The 15,304-nt window shown below is 59.1% G+C and carries 20 protein-coding genes and 1 tRNA gene; 16 read left to right on the top strand and 5 right to left on the bottom strand.

The features are described from left to right. The first annotated feature begins 14 nt into the window (after nucleotides 1-14). Complete coding sequence (locus tag U367_RS0126840) at nucleotides 15-950, top strand: beta-propeller fold lactonase family protein (protein ID WP_028619332.1); 936 nt, start codon at nucleotides 15-17, stop codon at nucleotides 948-950. A gap of 15 nt (nucleotides 951-965) precedes the next feature. On the opposite strand, the gene ung is transcribed toward U367_RS0126840, so the two are convergent. Next, nucleotides 966-1,658: a uracil-DNA glycosylase gene (ung, locus tag U367_RS0126835; RefSeq protein ID WP_010212240.1), complete on the bottom strand. Its 693-nt coding sequence runs from the start codon at nucleotides 1,656-1,658 to the stop codon at nucleotides 966-968. Nucleotides 1,659-1,794: 136 nt separating this feature from the next. Here ung and U367_RS0126830 point away from each other — a divergent pair, with 136 nt between their 5' ends. Beyond that, nucleotides 1,795-2,907, top strand: coding sequence for an enoyl-CoA hydratase/isomerase family protein (locus tag U367_RS0126830; protein ID WP_028619331.1), 1,113 nt, complete (start codon nucleotides 1,795-1,797; stop codon nucleotides 2,905-2,907). 48 nt (nucleotides 2,908-2,955) lie between these two features. Here the strand turns inward: U367_RS0126830 and U367_RS0126825 are convergent, their stop codons facing one another. Continuing rightward, the gene (locus tag U367_RS0126825; RefSeq protein ID WP_028619330.1) at nucleotides 2,956-3,318 is read right to left on the bottom strand and encodes a hypothetical protein; all 363 of its coding nucleotides are present in this window, start codon (nucleotides 3,316-3,318) and stop codon (nucleotides 2,956-2,958) included. Between the two features lie 262 nt (nucleotides 3,319-3,580). Here U367_RS0126825 and U367_RS0126820 point away from each other — a divergent pair, with 262 nt between their 5' ends. The 7 genes from U367_RS0126820 to U367_RS0126790 all read left to right on the top strand — a co-directional run bounded on the left by U367_RS0126820 (nucleotide 3,581) and on the right by U367_RS0126790 (nucleotide 8,645). Beyond that, nucleotides 3,581-5,203 carry a methyl-accepting chemotaxis protein gene (locus tag U367_RS0126820; RefSeq protein ID WP_028619329.1) on the top strand — a complete coding sequence of 541 codons (1,623 nt, stop codon included), beginning with the start codon at nucleotides 3,581-3,583 and terminating at the stop codon, nucleotides 5,201-5,203. Between the two features lie 68 nt (nucleotides 5,204-5,271). Then, a complete protein-coding gene (locus tag U367_RS0126815) occupies nucleotides 5,272-5,484 on the top strand; it encodes a cysteine-rich CWC family protein (RefSeq protein WP_028619328.1) in 213 nt (70 codons plus the stop codon). Then, a complete protein-coding gene (locus U367_RS0126810) occupies nucleotides 5,484-6,176 on the top strand; it encodes a pseudouridine synthase (protein WP_028619327.1) in 693 nt (230 codons plus the stop codon). The genes U367_RS0126815 and U367_RS0126810 overlap by 1 nt, the downstream gene beginning before the upstream one ends. A gap of 304 nt (nucleotides 6,177-6,480) precedes the next feature. Further along, nucleotides 6,481-7,365, top strand: a complete 885-nt coding sequence (locus tag U367_RS0126805; protein WP_028619326.1) for an alpha/beta fold hydrolase — start codon at nucleotides 6,481-6,483, stop codon at nucleotides 7,363-7,365. Between the two features lie 167 nt (nucleotides 7,366-7,532). Continuing rightward, nucleotides 7,533-7,606: transfer RNA gene (locus tag U367_RS0126800), tRNA-Gly, on the top strand. Nucleotides 7,607-7,791: 185 nt separating this feature from the next. Then, nucleotides 7,792-8,316 (top strand): DUF3833 domain-containing protein, encoded by a 525-nt coding sequence (locus tag U367_RS0126795; RefSeq protein ID WP_028619325.1) that lies wholly within the window; start codon nucleotides 7,792-7,794, stop codon nucleotides 8,314-8,316. A 23-nt stretch (nucleotides 8,317-8,339) separates the two neighbouring features. Continuing rightward, nucleotides 8,340-8,645, top strand: coding sequence for a DUF6482 family protein (locus U367_RS0126790; RefSeq protein ID WP_028619324.1), 306 nt, complete (start codon nucleotides 8,340-8,342; stop codon nucleotides 8,643-8,645). Between the two features lie 78 nt (nucleotides 8,646-8,723). On the opposite strand, the gene U367_RS0126785 is transcribed toward U367_RS0126790, so the two are convergent. Next, nucleotides 8,724-8,963, bottom strand: coding sequence for a DUF6124 family protein (locus U367_RS0126785; protein WP_028619323.1), 240 nt, complete (start codon nucleotides 8,961-8,963; stop codon nucleotides 8,724-8,726). A gap of 465 nt (nucleotides 8,964-9,428) precedes the next feature. On the opposite strand from U367_RS0126785, the gene U367_RS0126780 reads away from it, so the two are divergent. After that, nucleotides 9,429-9,722: a type II toxin-antitoxin system RelE/ParE family toxin gene (locus U367_RS0126780; RefSeq protein ID WP_028619322.1), complete on the top strand. Its 294-nt coding sequence runs from the start codon at nucleotides 9,429-9,431 to the stop codon at nucleotides 9,720-9,722. Between the two features lie 2 nt (nucleotides 9,723-9,724). Next, nucleotides 9,725-10,033: an addiction module antidote protein gene (locus tag U367_RS0126775; RefSeq protein ID WP_016975142.1), complete on the top strand. Its 309-nt coding sequence runs from the start codon at nucleotides 9,725-9,727 to the stop codon at nucleotides 10,031-10,033. Here U367_RS0126775 and U367_RS0126770 read toward each other — a convergent pair. Both U367_RS0126770 and U367_RS0126765 read right to left on the bottom strand, forming a co-directional pair. After that, nucleotides 10,026-11,192 (bottom strand): MFS transporter, encoded by a 1,167-nt coding sequence (locus U367_RS0126770; protein ID WP_028619321.1) that lies wholly within the window; start codon nucleotides 11,190-11,192, stop codon nucleotides 10,026-10,028. The genes U367_RS0126775 and U367_RS0126770 overlap by 8 nt on opposite strands. Further along, nucleotides 11,189-12,352, bottom strand: a complete 1,164-nt coding sequence (locus U367_RS0126765; RefSeq protein WP_028619320.1) for an MFS transporter — start codon at nucleotides 12,350-12,352, stop codon at nucleotides 11,189-11,191. The genes U367_RS0126770 and U367_RS0126765 overlap by 4 nt, the downstream gene beginning before the upstream one ends. Nucleotides 12,353-12,447: 95 nt before the next feature. On the opposite strand from U367_RS0126765, the gene U367_RS0126760 reads away from it, so the two are divergent. The 5 genes from U367_RS0126760 (at nucleotide 12,448) to U367_RS0126740 (ending at nucleotide 15,290) form a co-directional block, all read left to right on the top strand. Next, entirely contained in the window at nucleotides 12,448-13,332 is an 885-nt protein-coding gene (locus U367_RS0126760) for a LysR family transcriptional regulator (RefSeq protein WP_028619319.1), read from the top strand. A gap of 136 nt (nucleotides 13,333-13,468) precedes the next feature. Further along, a complete protein-coding gene (locus tag U367_RS0126755) occupies nucleotides 13,469-13,879 on the top strand; it encodes a type II toxin-antitoxin system HicB family antitoxin (RefSeq protein ID WP_028619318.1) in 411 nt (136 codons plus the stop codon). Between the two features lie 2 nt (nucleotides 13,880-13,881). Continuing rightward, complete coding sequence (locus tag U367_RS0126750) at nucleotides 13,882-14,202, top strand: hypothetical protein (RefSeq protein WP_028619317.1); 321 nt, start codon at nucleotides 13,882-13,884, stop codon at nucleotides 14,200-14,202. Nucleotides 14,203-14,281: 79 nt separating this feature from the next. Further along, nucleotides 14,282-14,782: a methylated-DNA--[protein]-cysteine S-methyltransferase gene (locus U367_RS0126745; RefSeq protein ID WP_028619316.1), complete on the top strand. Its 501-nt coding sequence runs from the start codon at nucleotides 14,282-14,284 to the stop codon at nucleotides 14,780-14,782. 82 nt (nucleotides 14,783-14,864) lie between these two features. Continuing rightward, nucleotides 14,865-15,290, top strand: a complete 426-nt coding sequence (locus U367_RS0126740) for a low affinity iron permease family protein (RefSeq protein ID WP_028619315.1) — start codon at nucleotides 14,865-14,867, stop codon at nucleotides 15,288-15,290. The last annotated feature ends 14 nt before the right edge of the window (nucleotides 15,291-15,304 follow it).

Below are 15,304 nucleotides of genomic sequence, written 5' to 3'. Positions count from 1 at the left end.
TTGAGGATTACAACATGACGCCCCTCCCCCCTACCGTCGCGGACGACGAGAATGATGAACCCGCTGCGATCATCAACACGACTCCCGTGCAGGGATCACCTAATCGCCTTGTACTTAACAGAGATGGAAGCCGGCTTTATGTCGCCAGCGCCACACCCCCACAAGGCATCACGGTCATCGACACCACAAACATGAGCGTCCTTACAACGATTGTCGGGGTGGGTTCGCCCATCTGGCTCGCCATGCACCCGTCAGCCCATCGACTCTATGCCAGCGATAACAGCCAGGCGAGCGATACCCCCATTACGGTGATCGACACCTCAAGCAACACCGTTATCAATCAAATCGGCGGATTCACCACCGTCAATGGCATGGCGTTGAACTCCACCGGTGCGCGCCTGTACATCGCCGACCACGGCGCTTGCGAAGTCGTTGCGATCAACACCACCAACTACGAGCGAATCATCGCCACCGCCGTGCGTTATGCCAAAGACATTTGTGTAGCCCCCGGAAACGCCCGCTCACATGTGGCATCAACAGCCGATGATTGGACCAGTATCAACCTAGGCACCAACCGGGTCGTGTTCCAAACCAATACGGTTGCTGGAGAACCCACCAGCATCGCTCATGCTCGCTTCGCCGCTCGCGTCTACATCACCTACCGAGACCGTGGCGAGGTGTATATCGGGGATACTGCCACTGCACAGGCAAGCTCGATTCTCCGCGGCCTGCTCGGCCCTTTTCAGATAGCTTTTCACACCATGCTGGAGCGAGCCTATCTCACCGAAACCGATGGCAACCGAGTCAGCATTATCGATACTCGTACCCAAACCGTGACTGGCATAATCCCTGGTTTCGACAAGCCACGTGGAATCGCTGTGGCCCCCACCGGCCGAATTGCATATGTCGCAAATATCGGCAATTCAACAGTGGCAGAAGTCCGGCTGTAAGGCAGGGCTAGGGTATCAAACCGGCGGCAACCGCCACTCGATCGGCGTCTCGCCATTCTGCTCAAGAAACTTGTTGGTCCGGCTGAAATGCCCACACCCCAAGAACCCGCGATACGCCGACAATGGCGACGGGTGCACCGACGTCAACACCAGGTGCTTGGTCGCGTCGATCAGCTTCTGCTTACCCTGGGCATGGGCGCCCCACAGCAGGAACACCAGATGCGGCTGGTGCTCGCTGACCACCTCGATAATGCGGTCGGTAAAGAACTGCCAGCCCTTGCCCGCATGGGCGTTGGCATTGGCGCGCTCGACGGTCATGGTGGTGTTGAGCATCAGCACGCCCTGGTCGGCCCAGCTTTGCAGGTAGCCGTGATTAGGGATGTCGATGTTAAGGTCGCGCTTGAGCTCTTTATAGATATTGACCAGCGACGGCGGCGCTGGCACGCCCGGTTGCACCGAAAAGCACAGGCCGTGGGCCTGGCCGGGGCCGTGGTAGGGGTCCTGGCCGAGGATCACGACCTTGACCTTGTCCAACGGTGTGGAATTGAGTGCGTTGAAAATCAGCGGGCCGGGCGGGTAGATCTCTTTGCCGGCGGCATGTTCCTGGCGCAGGAACTCGCGCAACTGGGCCATGTACGGCTGCTCGAACTGATCCCGCAGGGCGTGTTTCCAGCTGGGTTCGAGTTTGATACGGTCGTCTTCGGTCATGGTTGAATAGTCTTGTAAAAAAGAATGAGGCGAACCCTAGGAAAGCCGACCCCGCTTGTCAATTGATCTGACACACCAACGGCGCTTTCCTACGAAGCGATCATACTCATCCTTCACCTTCTCGATTGAGGTCACGATGAACCTGCACTTCGAAGAGCTGACCGGCAGCGACGGTGCCCGCATCGGCATCGCCAGCCTCGACGCTGAAAAATCCCTCAATGCCCTTTCCCTGCCGATGATCCTCGCCCTGGGCGAACGCCTTGAAGCCTGGGCCAAGGATCCGAACATCCACTGCGTACTGCTGCGCGGCAACGGCCCCAAGGCGTTTTGCGCCGGGGGTGAAGTACGCAGCCTGGCGCAGGCCTGTCGGGAACAGCCTGGCGTGGTGCCAGCCCTGGCGGCGCAATTTTTTGCGGCGGAATACCGTCTTGATTACCGCCTGCACACTTACCCCAAACCGGTGATCTGCTGGGGGCACGGCTACGTGCTGGGGGGCGGCATGGGCCTGTTGCAAAGCGCCGCAGTGCGCATCGTCACGCCAAGCAGCCGGTTGGCCATGCCGGAGATCAGCATCGGGCTGTACCCGGACGTCGGCGCCAGTTGGTTCCTGTCGCGCCTGCCGGGCAAGCTGGGGTTGTTTCTCGGCCTTACCGGCGCCCATATCAACGGCCGCGACGCTTTGGACCTCGGCCTGGCCGACCGCTTCCTGCGCGATGATCAGCAAGACGAGTTGCTCGATGGTTTGCTGCAACTGAACTGGCAGGAACAGACAGAAATGCAGCTCAACAGCCTTCTCAAGGCGCTGTCCCAGGAAGCCGTCGACCAGCAACCCGAAGCGCAGTGGCTGCCGCGCCGGGCACAAATCGACGAATGGCTGGACGTGGGCGATGTGCGGTGTGCCTGGCGTAATTTGAGCCCACTGCGTGAGCATGCCGATCCCCTGTTCAGCCGTGCCGGCAAGACGTTGAGCGAAGGCTGCCCGCTGACCGCCCACTTGGTGTGGGAACAGATTCAGCGTGCCCGGCACCTGTCCCTGGCGCAGGTGTTCCAGATGGAATACACAATGAGCCTCAACTGCTGCCGCCATCCGGAATTCAGTGAAGGGGTGCGCGCGCGGTTGATCGACAAGGACCAGACGCCGCATTGGCATTGGCCGGATATCAATACGATCCCGGAGGCGGTGGTGCAGGCGCATTTCAACAAGGCGTGGGAAGGCCGCCATCCGTTGGCGGACCTGTCGGATTACTAACGCCCACAAAAAAGCGGCGCTTCATGCGCCGCTTGCATTACTGGCCTGTCAACGGTGACCGCCGCGGCCACCTCCATGGTCGGAACCGCGTCCATGCCCCCCATTTCCCCAACGATCACCGCCCCAGCCCTGGTTCGGATACGGCCGGTAACCGGCACGCGGCCCGTAGTAGCGCGGGGCCGGCTGGTAATAACGCGGGGCCGAGTAGTAGCGCGGTTGTGGCGCGTAGTAGCGCGGTGCGGGGTAGTAATCACGGCGGTACTGATACGCCGTGCCGCCACCGTAGTAATACACCGGTGCCGGTGAGGTGTAGACCTCGGAACGGTAGTAGCTCTGGCCGCCATCGTAATAGGGCACGCAAGCGGAAAGGGTCAGACCGAGTAAAGCGCTGAGCAGCAGTCGTCGATACATGGCGGCCTCCTGGACCGCGGAAGAGCACCTCCAGCGACGCTGGAGAGCGGCACTCGGCTTTCACCGAATGACGAAATATCTGACATCAAAAACTGAATCTGGTGCGTTTCCGTAACGACTTGATACATCTGTTCAAGCTTTATCGATTCAGTAAATTTATCTGGCTCGCAACTTTCTCAATTGCGATGATGTCACTATGACATCGCACCATGCCAGGGAGGCTTTAGCGTGCGCCCTTCGCTACTATCGCCGGATTCGAGCCATGAAAATCTCAACTAAGCTGCTGCTTTCATTTTTACTGTGTGCGTTGATCACCTTTGGAGTCGGCCTGTTGGGGATCAAAGGGGTCGTGCGCCTCTCTTCGGCACTGGAGCTGACGTTCTCCAACAACCTTGTCTCCGTGAGTAATACGGCCGCCACCCTCAATGGCCTGGTCGCCCATAATCGCGGGTTGTATCGGTTAATGGATGCGGCCAACGGCAACGTGGCCCAACAAGACCGCGAGCGCGTGCGCCAGGATATCGCCCAGGAACTCAAGCGCAGCCAGAGCGCCTACGCGACCTATCGCGCGACGCCGCTGGAAGATGACGAACGGGCAGCCGGAGACAAGCTCGACCAGATTTGGCCCACCTATGTCAGCAGCTCCGAACGAATCATGGCATTGCTTGACGGCGGCCAGGTCGATCAGGCCCGCACTCAGTTGAATACCACAAACAATGAACTGTTCCGCCAGGCGCGCGAACTGATCCGTGTGATGATCGAGTCCAATAACCGCCAGATCAAGCAAGGCGCCATCGCCGCCGATGAGCTGCGTGCCAGCGCGTTGACCTGGATGATCAGCGGCATTGTTCTAGCGTTCATGATTGCGATCATTGTGGGTGTATTGATCACCCGCTTGATCACTCGGCCCATCGCGCAGGCAGTAGAGAGTGCACAACGCATTGCTAAAGGCGACCTGACCCAGGCCATTACCACCGAACGCACCGACGAAGCCGGGCAACTGCTGATGGCGCTGTCGGACATGCAGGGCGGTTTGAAAGGCACCCTAGTGGAAATCGCCAACGCCTCCGACCAGCTCGCTTCGGCCGCCGAAGAGCTGAGCGCTGTCACCGATGAAAGCAGCCGTGGTCTGACCCGTCAGAATGATGAAATTCAACAAGCCGCCACCGCCGTCAACCAGATGACCGCTGCCGTGGACGAAGTGGCAAGCAACGCCGTGTCGACTTCAGAAGCTTCGCGCCAAGCGACTACCGAGGCCGAAGACGGCCGCCAACAAGTGGAACAGGCCGTGTCTGGGATGCGCTCGATGGTAGGCGAGATCAACGATTCCACTCAGTCGGTTGCAGATCTTGCCGGGCAAGTACGGGAAATCGGCAAGGTGATCGATGTGATCCGTGGGATCGCCGACCAGACCAACCTGCTGGCCCTGAATGCGGCCATTGAGGCGGCTCGTGCGGGTGAGCAAGGTCGTGGCTTCGCAGTGGTCGCCGATGAAGTGCGGGCGCTGGCCCACCGTACTCAAACCTCGACCGTCGATATTGAAAAGATGATTGGCGACGTCCAGACCGGCGCCGATGATGCGGTCGCGGCGATGAACAAGAGCCTGACTTGGGCCAACGACACCCAGACCCTGGCGCAAAACGCTGGCGAAGCGCTGCAACGGATCACCGCCAGCGTGGCGAAGATTAATGAGCGCAACCTGGTCATCGCGTCCGCCTCAGAAGAGCAGGCCCAGGTGGCCCGCGAAGTGGACCGCAACCTGCTGAACATCCAGGACCTGTCTACCCAAACGGCCGCCGGTGCTCACCAGACCAATGCGTCTAGCCAGGACCTATCGCGTTTGGCCACTTCGTTCAACGTACTGGTCAGCAAGTTCCAGCTCTAAGTAGCTTGGGCCGGGTCGGACCTGTATCGTGCACGGCATACCTTGCCCGATCCAGCCCGAACCCGCCCATGACCACGCCAACACTCTGCCCCGCCTGTGGCGCGCGCAACGACTGCACGCTGGCCGACCCGCGCACAGCCGACCAAGCCTGCTGGTGCTTCAGCGTCACCATCGATCCAGCGGTGCTTGAGGCCCTGCCCTCGGAGCTGCGCAACCAGGCTTGTCTGTGCCCACGCTGCGCCCAGGTGGATCAGCAATTGCGCGGGGCTGAGCCAACGTAATGCGGGTTGATCGTCTCCTCAGTAACCTGCCGCGCTTCAACCGCAAGCAAGTGCGCCTGTTGCTGGCAGAGCGGCGTGTGTCGGTGGATGGCGTTGCGGTCAGCGATCCTCATCATGAGGTCCGGGAATTCAGCCGTGTGTGCGTTGACGATGAAGTGCTGCAGGCCGGCAAACCGGCGCGCTACTTCATGCTGCACAAGCCCCAGGGTTGCGTAAGCGCCACCGCAGACCCGCAGCACCCAACCGTGCTGGATTTACTGGATGAGCCGGACAAAGGTGAGCTGCACATTGCCGGTCGTCTGGATTTCAACACCACCGGTCTGATGCTGATCACCAATGACGGCCAGTGGTCGCGGCGACTGACGCAGCCACAGACCAAGCTGCCCAAGGTCTACCTTGTGGAGACCGAGCAGGCTATCGGCCCTGAGTATGCGATGACCTTTGCCCAGGGCCTGTACTTCGCATTCGAAGACCTCACCACCCAACCCGCCGAGTTGGAATTACTGGGGCCGACCACCGCACGGCTGAGCATCGTCGAAGGCCGCTACCACCAAGTGAAACGCATGTTCGGGCACTTTGATAACAAGGTGATCGGCCTGCATCGCGAGCGGATGGGCCCTTTGGTGCTGGATGTGGCCCTCGCGCCGGGCCAGTATCGGGCGCTGACTGACGACGAAATCCGACAGGTCTGACGACCGTTCAGCCGGTGATGGCAAAAAACCGCCTCAGCGCCTTGCAGGGTCGCACCGCTGCTGCTTGAATCAGGATCACCCGTTCAAATATGACCGGCGAGTCGCCTATAACCTCCAAGAAACACCTTGCCCCGCCCGCGCTTGATCAACGGGCCTTCCCGGCAAACAGCCCGCCATAACAACAGCCGTCGGCCAGCCGTCATTGGATCGACATGGGCCTCCTTTTCCAGGCGTATGCCTACCTGTCATAAAGCTCGTGCAGAGTGATCTGCGCGCCCTACCCGCTTGCCAGGAGTCTTACGACATGAGGCCAGAAATCGCTGTGTTGGATATACAGGGTCAGTATCGGGTTTACACGGAGTTCTATCGCGCGGACGCTGCTGCAAAGACCATCATCCTGGTCAACGGCTCCATGGCCACCACGGCATCCTTCGCCCAAACCGTGAAAAGCCTGTACCCGCAATTCAATGTGGTTTTGTACGACCAGCCCTACGCTGGCCGCTCCAAAATCCACAACCGCCACGAGCAAATGCTGACGAAGGAAGTCGAAGGCCAGCTCCTGCTGGAACTCATCGATCACTTCGCCGCCGAACACGTACTGTCCTTTTCCTGGGGCGGCGCCGCCACCCTGGTTGCCCTCGCCCATCGCCCGCGCTGCGTGGAGAAGGCCGTGATCAGTTCGTTCTCCCCGGTGATCAACGCCCCGATGCGCGACTACCTGGAACGCGGCGTCGACTACCTCGGCAACCTCGACCGCGACCGCGTCGGCCACCTCGTCAACAGCACCATCGGCAAACACCTGCCGTCACTGTTCAAGCGCTTCAACTACAAGCACGTGAGCAGCCTGGCCGAGCATGAGTATGGGCAGATGCATTTTCACATCAGCCACGTGCTGAACAGCGATCGCTTGTGCTACCTCAAGGCGGCCAAGCAGATCGACATTCCGGTGTTGTTTCTCAACGGTGAATGGGACGAATACACCAGCGCCCAGGATGCCAAGCTGTTTGGTCAGCATGTGGCCAACAGCAGCTTCAGTACGATTCAGGCGACGGGGCATTTCCTGGACATGGAGCACAAGGCGGCGTGCCGGGACAGCCGGGATGCAGTGGTGGGCTTCTTGAAGCCGGAGCGGCAGGTCAGCCGGTTGCGCTATCACCAAGGCCAGGCGCAGCATGCCTTTGCCATTTGAATGCTTGTGTAGGAGCTGGCTTGCCTGCGATGGCTCTCGGGGTATCAGGTAAACCGAGGCAATGCCATCGCAGGCAAGCCAGCTCCTACAAAGGCACATAACCCACACATTTTTGAAGAAAAACTTCAAATCCCCGCGAACTTCTGGTACAAAGTCAGCCGCTCTGAGCGGGTATAGTTTAATGGTAGAACAGTAGCTTCCCAAGCTTCCGACGAGGGTTCGATTCCCTCTACCCGCTCCACTCAAATTCTCGTTTCGCGTCAAGTTGCGTTTGACGGGGGATGCATAAAAAACCGGTCCTTGATGACCGGTTTTTTTATGGCCGCGATTTGACGCATCAATCATCGGTCGGGAATACCTGTACAAATCTATATTCTTGTACAAGTATCCTTCGAACGTGCTGACGCACAATCACGGAGCCGAGCAATGACACGTCTACTGGTTTCATTGTTATTGATGTTGAGTTTGAGCAGTTGCGCCAACGTAGGCGTCGAGCGCTACGTTGATCAGCAGCCGCATCTGGACCTGGAGCGTTTCTTCAGCAAGCCCGTCAAGGCCTGGGGCATTTTCCAGAAGCGTTCCGGTGAGGTCACCAAGCGCTTTGAAGTGGATATCGCCAGCCGGCGCGAGGGCAACGCCTTGATTCTCGACGAGCGTTTTCTGTACAGCGACGGCACGCGTCAACAACGTGTATGGACGCTGACACCGGATGGCCCAGGGCGCTGGAGGGGGCGGGCGGGTGATGTGGTCGGCGAGGCGATCGGCGAAGTGGCCGGTAACGCGCTGCGTTGGCGCTACAGGCTCAACCTGCCAGTGGACGGTTCGGTCTACGAGGTGAGCTTTGATGACTGGATGTATCTGATGGACGAGGACACCTTGATCAACCGCTCCAGCATGACCAAGTTCGGCGTCGAATGGGGCCAAGTCACGCTGTTCTTTCGTCGCCAATGAATGACCCGCAGTGAGGGTGAAACATGAACCTGCAAATGCTGACTGAGTTGGCCATGAACGGTGAAGTTCGCGAGCTGGAGTTGCTGTCGCTGGAGGGTGGCTTCTATATCGCGCGCGTCAGGCTGGATAACGCGGAGATGACACTGCAGGGCGATGACGCCCAGCCGCTGCGCATCGGCTCCACCACGCATTTGCGCAGCCTGTTGCAACGGGTTCCGCCCTTTCCCTGCGTGCTGGTGCAGCACTGTGTGCACGATGAAATGTGCGGTGTGCGGGAAGGACCGATCGGCGCATTGCGCATTCCGTTTACGCTGGCCTCGTCCCTGTAGCATCTGGAATTTGTTGGCTCCCCTCCCCCTTGGTATGGGCGGCCTGGGAAGGCAAGCCTATGCGGTGCGCCAAGTGACTTAGGCGGCTTGATCCACGCGGTCCTGCGCCGCTTCCACCAGCATCAGCCCCAACTCGATCATTTGCTGGATCGCAAGGGCCAGGTAGCGCTGTTGGGAAGGCAGGGTTTCGGCGAACTCATTGGTCATGGCTCCCGCACCGGCGATGGTTTCGTAGGCGTTGGCGAGCAGTGCTTCGGTGTTGGCTTCGGGACGGACGCTGAACAGTTTTACGGATGGATTACATGAGTCATTACACATCTGTTGATCCTCGATAAGGACCACCACCCCAAGGGTTAGGGTGGCAGCTGTACGCAGGTTAGTAGACCGGAAATTTCCTCGAAAACCGGCGCGCCCGAAGACGCCCTGCGCACAGCTACCAATAGATTCAGGCACTGAAATGCCTGACTGCAAGGACAGCCATACGCCGAGGAAATTTTTTATCGGGCTACTAAACCCGACCGCTGATGGGCAGCGGCAGACGAACCTTAAAGAGGTCGCCCAAGACGCACAACTCGGACGATTCTGATGGTTGTGTAGGCAATGCCGCAAGGTTCGAATACAGCCTCTCTCCCCAAACTGCCACTGCAAATTTTGGCAACAGGAAAACCTTCAAGAACGTTTGAAACCGAAGCGCTCCCCACGCATCCTCCCCAGCCTTTGCCAGCTGCCATTCCTATTGCCAACAAGTATCCACTTGGATACAGTTAGGCCACGCGAGGTCCTGTGAGCTATTTGATCCAGCAAACCCAAGCCTTCATTAACTGGCGTTCAGAAGTACGCGACCTACGAGCAAAGATCGCAATAGGTCGACGTATCGAAAGAGCCAGCATGGGTAACCTGGGCGATATCAAGACACTAGGTAACGGCATCTCAGAAATGCGGATAGACGTTGGTTCGGGTTATCGAATTTATTTCACTTTGCGAGGTAAGGTGATCGTCATCTTGCTGGTAGGCGGTGACAAGTCTTCCCAGGACACTGATATCCGTAGAGCAAAAAAATTGGTAAAAGAGGTTTGATCATGAAACAAACGCTGACGACATTTGATATGGCCGAACTGCTCGACAGCGACGAGGCCATCAGTGAATACCTCTCTCAGGTTCTGGCCGACGGCGACAATCAAGAATTTCTTCGCGCCATCGGCTACGTGGCTAAAGCCCGAGGAATGACAAAGATCGCTGCCGAAGCGGGCATGGGTCGTGAGAGCCTTTATAAGGCATTCGCCCCTGGCGCAAAACCTCGCTTCGAAACTGTACTCAAAGTACTCCACTCCCTCGGTATCGATCTATTTGCGCGGGCTGGACATCCGGTCGACCGCTCGATTATTTGAGCTCGAAGCCCCGCCGCACCACCCACGCCAACGGCAACGTCACCAGCAACACCCCCGCCAATACCATCACCGCCACCGACACACCCAGCGCATCCCCAACCCCGCCGAACACCACCGGTGCCAGCGCACCACCCCCAATGGTGCCGGTGTAGAACATCGCAAAAGCCTGCTCCCGCTTCCCCGCGCCCGCCAGATCCGGCACGGCGCCGTATAGCACCGAAGACGTACCGTTGAGCACCAGGCCCAGCAACGGCAGCATCGCCATCAACCCGGCCAGCGGCACATACACCGCGGCAACGATCAGCAACGCAGTGCTGGTTTCCGTCAGCCACACGGTTTTCATCATGCCGATGCGCGCCCCTAGATAGCCGCAGAGCAATTTGCCGAATGCGCCACCGATAAACAGCAGCGTCAGGGCCAGGCCAATACCGGCAGTGCCCGCGCCTTTCGCTTGCAGCAGAAAGGGCAGGAAGGTGAGAAAGCCCATGCGTACGGCGCTGTCGAGGGTGCCTGTGAGAATCAAGGCGCGCAGGCCGGTGACGGAGCCACTTCCGCTGAAAGGCTTTGCGCTTTTTGTAGAGGTGGATTCGGATGCTTTTGCAGGAACCAACCACCACAGCAACCCCGCCGCTGCCAAGCCGAGCAACCCCAGCAACGTCGCGCTGGCACGCCAGCTGATGACGGTGAGCAGCAACCCAATCAAGCCCGGAATCAGCGTTTTGCCAATATCGCCGGAAAAGTTGTACTGGGACAGTGCCTGCTTGATTCCGCCTCCGTCCTCGTAGGCGTCGCTGATCATCGAGGAGGCCAGCGGGTGTTGGGTGCTGGCGCCCAATCCACCGAACAGAAGTGCCAGCAGCAACATCACCCATCCAGTGGCTTGGCCCACCATTAGATAAGCCGCACCGGCAAGTGCTGTGCCGCCCACCAGCATCGATACCCGGCCCCAGCGTTTCGCGGCACGGCTGGCCATGAGTTGGAACACTGCCATCATCCCGGAATAGGCACCGCGTAACAGCCCGATCTGGGCGTAGGACAGCGCGAACTGCGCTTGCCAGATCGGCAATAGCACGTAGATGACATCGGTAAGGCCATCATGCACGGCATGGGCGCTGCAGCCGGCGATCAAGGTACGGCGGCGGTTTGAGGTGTCGTTCATGGCGTCGCGATCAGTTGAGGTTTAACGGGCTTCCAGCCAGTGAGCGCGATCAACAAGGTCAACACCTGGAAGGCGATAATCAGCATCACACACCCGGCCCAGCCCCAACGCTCCCAGATCAACGCAGGGACAATCGCACCGCAACTGCCGCCCAGGTAGTAACAGGTGAGGTACACGCCCACGGCGCCTGCTTTGTTGTCACCTGCGGTCGCGGTGGTGAATGCGTTGGCCGCCGCCTGGGCCAGGAACACGCCAGTCGAGCTGAGTGCAAGGCCTGCAACGATGCACCACAAAGAGGGCAACAGCGTCAGCGCGGAGCCGGCAATACCCAGCACCGCAGCCACGCTCAGCAGTTCAGCATGTGGCCGGGCCTTGCTGAGACGGCCGGCGATGGGGATCACGATCAGCGCCAGCAGGAACACCATGTACAGCGTGCCCAGCGCCGCAGGCCCCAGGCTGAACGGCGGTAATCCGAGATACAAACCTGCGTAGGTAAACGCCGCCACCTGGGAAAACAGCACACAAAAACCTACCGCGTAGGCGGCCAATAAAGGCTTGCGAAAAACCGCCGAAAACGCAGTTTCATCCCTCACGGATCGCGCACGGCTGACCGGCAAAAGGAACTGTATAAACCCACCCACCATCAGGCTTAGCACCGCCATCAACTCAAAGGCTTCGCGCCAGCCCACGTACTCCGTCATCACACCCGTGACGAAGCGCCCGGCAAACCCACCCAACACCGTCCCGGCGACATAAAGGCTGGTGACCTCCGTGACCGTGCCGCCACGCCAGCGGTCGCCGATGTACGCCACGCTGGTAGCAAACACCACCGGAATCAGCATGCCCTCCACAAAGCGCCACACCAGCACCTCGGCAAAGCTGTCGGCATAGGCTGTCATCAACGCAGGCACCGCCAGCAACAACGCCGCAGCGCTGATCACCGTGCGTTGCTCAAAGCACCCGGTCAGCCGGCTGACGAAAGGCGCAGTGATCGCCACCGCCAGGGTCGTCACGGTGATGCTCCACCCCGCCGCCTTGGCGCTGATGTGAAACTGCGCGGCGAACGTCTGGAGAATGCTCTGGGTGGCATACAGGTTGAGAAACGCCGCGCAGCCACACAGGAACAGGGCAAGACGGGCACAATGCAGGCGCGGTTTCATGAAACCTCTCGTTTTATTTTGTGAGGTCTTTATAGAATGGCCGGCAGGTCTAAAACCAATACCGATTTCAGACCGATCGATACCCAAGGACCAGGATGCTCGACCTACGCAAGCTGCGTTACTTTCTGACGGTCGCCGAAGAATTGCACTTCGGCCGCGCGGCCATTCGCCTGCACCTGGCGCAGCCGCCGCTGACCCGCCAGATCTCGGCGCTGGAGACCGAGTTGGGCTTCAAGCTGTTCGATCGCACCAGCCGTACGGTCACCCTCACCGCGCAAGGCCGCTCGTTCCTGCCCTATGCCCGTGGTGTGCTGGAGCAGGTTGAGTTGGCGCAAGTGATCGCCGGCAAACTGGCGGCGGGCACTGCGGGGCAACTGACGCTGGGGTATGTGAGTTCGATCGCGCTGTCGGACCTGTTCAGCCAGGCGATCCAGGCCTTTTCCCTGCGCTTCCCCGATGTCCAGTTGACCCTCGTGGAATGCGCCTCCGGCAGCCTCGGCGCACAGGTGGCGGATGGGCGGCTGGATATCGGCTTGAGTCGCCTGTTGCCGCAAGGCGAAGCGGTGCAAGCGCTGTCCCTGGGCGAAGAAAGGCTGGTGGCCGCCGTGTCCAGTGAGAGCCCTTTGGCCCGCCAGGCAAGCGTCAACCTGGCGCAGCTCAGCGCGTACCCGTTGATTCTGTTTCCGGCGGATTATGGATCGGGGCTCAACCAGTCCATCGAGCAGCTTTATCGGCATCATGGCCAGCCTTTGTGCCCGGGCCCGACCGGGCGGCAGATCACGTCGATCATTGCGCTGGTGGCCGCCGGGCAAGGTGTGGCGTTGGTGCCGGCATGTACGCAGAGTTTGATGAATAAAGGTGTGACGTACAGGCCGCTGGCGGAAGTGGATGCGTGTGCGCAACTGTTAGTTCTTACCCGAAAACAAGAACACAACTTATTGATCCAAGCCTTTATGAACGTAATAAATAGAGTGATATAGCCTAGATAGCGTATCAAGGGTTTTGAAAGAGCCCTCGTACGTTCCTTTCGGAAAATTCGTTCAATATGAATGGATGCGGTCGCGTTGATTACAAAGCTTTGGTGGTTATAGTAAGTACCCTTTTGAGGGTTCAATGATGCTTTACCCGATTGCAATTTCAAGCGGCGACGAGGATCACGCCTGGGGCGTGGAGGTGCCGGATATTCCCGGTTGCTACTCCGCCGGTGACGACCTGGACGACGCCATGGCCATGGCTCGCGAAGCCATCGAAGGGCACTTCGAGATACTGGCGGAAGACGGTGCACCGATTCCCAGTGCGCAGAAGGTCACCCTGCATGCAGCCAACCCTCAGTACGCAGGCTGCACCTGGGCGGTGGTGGACATTGATGTCACCAAATATCTGGGCAAGGCGCAGAAGCTCAACATCACGCTGCCGGGCTACCTGCTGAACCGCATCGATGAATATGTACTGCATCATCCGGAAGAAAAAAGCCGCTCGGGGTTTCTGGCGTCGGCGGCGCTTAAAGTGCTGCAACAGGAAGGGTAACGATGCTACTACTCAAGCCCAGCCACTCCAGACACCCCACCTACAAGGTGATCGGCCTGGTACTGATCCTGCCGCTGATGATCTCGTTGATGAGGCTGGGTGGAATGGGTGTGCTATTAGCCCTTGCGACTTCAGCCTATGGCGTCTGGTTCGCGGTTCGGTACGCCAGTACGGGGCTAAAGGTGACGGCTGTGCTGGTCACATTGCTCAATATCCTCTCAACGGTGTTGCTATCGACCCCCTCGGTGTTGATGGCCCTCGGTTACATCGCGTGGTTGTTCGCTTATCCGGCGTTCTCGGAGTGGCTCTACTGGCGGCGCTGAATTTGATCGCAAGAAACGTAGTTTGCCGATCAGCGCTCCACTCTAGACTCCCACTGCACCCACCTTCAGGAGCCCGCTCATGACCTACGAATACAAACTCATGCCCTCCCCGGTCGGCCAACTTACCCTGGTGGCACGCGACGGCAAACTCAGCGCCATCCTGTGGGAAACCGAGCGCGCCAACCGTGTACGCCTGGGTGAATTGTACGAAGCGCCTGAAAGCCCGGTGCTGGTGGAAACCCAACGCCAGTTGCAGGAGTATTTCGCCGGCACCCGCAACCATTTCGAGCTGGAACTGGATTTCGCCGGCACTGACTTCCAGAAACAAGTCTGGCAGGCGCTGCTAACGATTCCCTTCGGCGAAACCCGCAGCTACAGCCAGATCGCCCAGCAGATCGGCAACCCGAAAGCGGTACGCGCAGTGGGTGCCGCCAATGGGCGTAACCCCATCTCGATCATTGCGCCGTGCCATCGGGTGATTGGTGCGTCAGGTGGGCTGACCGGCTTTGCAGGAGGGTTGGAGGCCAAACAGTATTTGCTGGCGCTGGAAGGTACAGGCCAGGCTGAATTGGCGTTCTGAAAGCCCTCAGCAAATGTAAAAAGAAATTTCAAAGAATCCCTGCGGTCCATTATTTCATCACCCCCTTCCAAGGAAAACGGTCATGAAATTCTCCGCAGTCTCCCAATCCCTGTCCCGTTGGGCCGGCAGCCCGCGCACGTTCTACGCGGCAGTGGCGTTGATCCTGGCGTGGAGCCTGAGCGGGCCGTATTTCCACTACAACGACACGTGGCAACTGATCATCAACACCTCGACCACCATCATCACCTTCCTGATGGTGTTCCTGATCCAGAACACGCAGAACCGCGACAACGACATCCTGCATATCAAGATCGATGAACTGCTGCGTGTGTCCAAGGATGCACAAAATGCCGTGCTCAGCCTGGACGGCCTGGACCGCAAAGAGCTGGAGAAACTGCGCCAGGAATACCGCAGCATCGGCAACGCGGGCACGGTGAGCCTGAATAGCAGTTGCGGTCATGCTGCCGACGATGCGGCACCGACCAAGACCGATTTGAACCAGGCATAAAAAACGGCGGTTGG

It is taken from the genome of Pseudomonas canadensis (assembly GCF_000503215.1).
GTDB classification, from domain to species: domain Bacteria; phylum Pseudomonadota; class Gammaproteobacteria; order Pseudomonadales; family Pseudomonadaceae; genus Aquipseudomonas; species Aquipseudomonas canadensis.
The sequence above is the reverse complement of the archived record's forward strand: the minus strand, read 5'-3'. Positions and strand labels throughout refer to the sequence as shown.

Excerpts from the sequence above, each read along its gene's own strand:
- U367_RS0126755 (WP_028619318.1), top strand. The coding sequence starts at position 13,469 with ATGCTTTACCCGATTGCAATTTCAAGCGGCGACGAGGATCACGCCTGG.
- U367_RS0126825 (WP_028619330.1), bottom strand. The coding sequence starts at position 3,318 with ATGTATCGACGACTGCTGCTCAGCGCTTTACTCGGTCTGACCCTTTCC.
- ung (WP_010212240.1), bottom strand. The coding sequence starts at position 1,658 with ATGACCGAAGACGACCGTATCAAACTCGAACCCAGCTGGAAACACGCC.
- U367_RS0126770 (WP_028619321.1), bottom strand. The coding sequence starts at position 11,192 with ATGAACGACACCTCAAACCGCCGCCGTACCTTGATCGCCGGCTGCAGC.
- U367_RS0126765 (WP_028619320.1), bottom strand. The coding sequence starts at position 12,352 with ATGAAACCGCGCCTGCATTGTGCCCGTCTTGCCCTGTTCCTGTGTGGC.
- U367_RS0126760 (WP_028619319.1), top strand. The coding sequence starts at position 12,448 with ATGCTCGACCTACGCAAGCTGCGTTACTTTCTGACGGTCGCCGAAGAA.
- U367_RS0126805 (WP_028619326.1), top strand. The coding sequence starts at position 6,481 with ATGAGGCCAGAAATCGCTGTGTTGGATATACAGGGTCAGTATCGGGTT.
- U367_RS0126745 (WP_028619316.1), top strand. The coding sequence starts at position 14,282 with ATGACCTACGAATACAAACTCATGCCCTCCCCGGTCGGCCAACTTACC.
- U367_RS0126785 (WP_028619323.1), bottom strand. The coding sequence starts at position 8,963 with ATGTGTAATGACTCATGTAATCCATCCGTAAAACTGTTCAGCGTCCGT.
- U367_RS0126740 (WP_028619315.1), top strand. The coding sequence starts at position 14,865 with ATGAAATTCTCCGCAGTCTCCCAATCCCTGTCCCGTTGGGCCGGCAGC.
- U367_RS0126775 (WP_016975142.1), top strand. The coding sequence starts at position 9,725 with ATGAAACAAACGCTGACGACATTTGATATGGCCGAACTGCTCGACAGC.
- U367_RS0126840 (WP_028619332.1), top strand. The coding sequence starts at position 15 with ATGACGCCCCTCCCCCCTACCGTCGCGGACGACGAGAATGATGAACCC.
- U367_RS0126820 (WP_028619329.1), top strand. The coding sequence starts at position 3,581 with ATGAAAATCTCAACTAAGCTGCTGCTTTCATTTTTACTGTGTGCGTTG.
- U367_RS0126750 (WP_028619317.1), top strand. The coding sequence starts at position 13,882 with ATGCTACTACTCAAGCCCAGCCACTCCAGACACCCCACCTACAAGGTG.
- U367_RS0126810 (WP_028619327.1), top strand. The coding sequence starts at position 5,484 with ATGCGGGTTGATCGTCTCCTCAGTAACCTGCCGCGCTTCAACCGCAAG.
- U367_RS0126815 (WP_028619328.1), top strand. The coding sequence starts at position 5,272 with ATGACCACGCCAACACTCTGCCCCGCCTGTGGCGCGCGCAACGACTGC.
- U367_RS0126795 (WP_028619325.1), top strand. The coding sequence starts at position 7,792 with ATGACACGTCTACTGGTTTCATTGTTATTGATGTTGAGTTTGAGCAGT.
- U367_RS0126830 (WP_028619331.1), top strand. The coding sequence starts at position 1,795 with ATGAACCTGCACTTCGAAGAGCTGACCGGCAGCGACGGTGCCCGCATC.
- U367_RS0126790 (WP_028619324.1), top strand. The coding sequence starts at position 8,340 with ATGAACCTGCAAATGCTGACTGAGTTGGCCATGAACGGTGAAGTTCGC.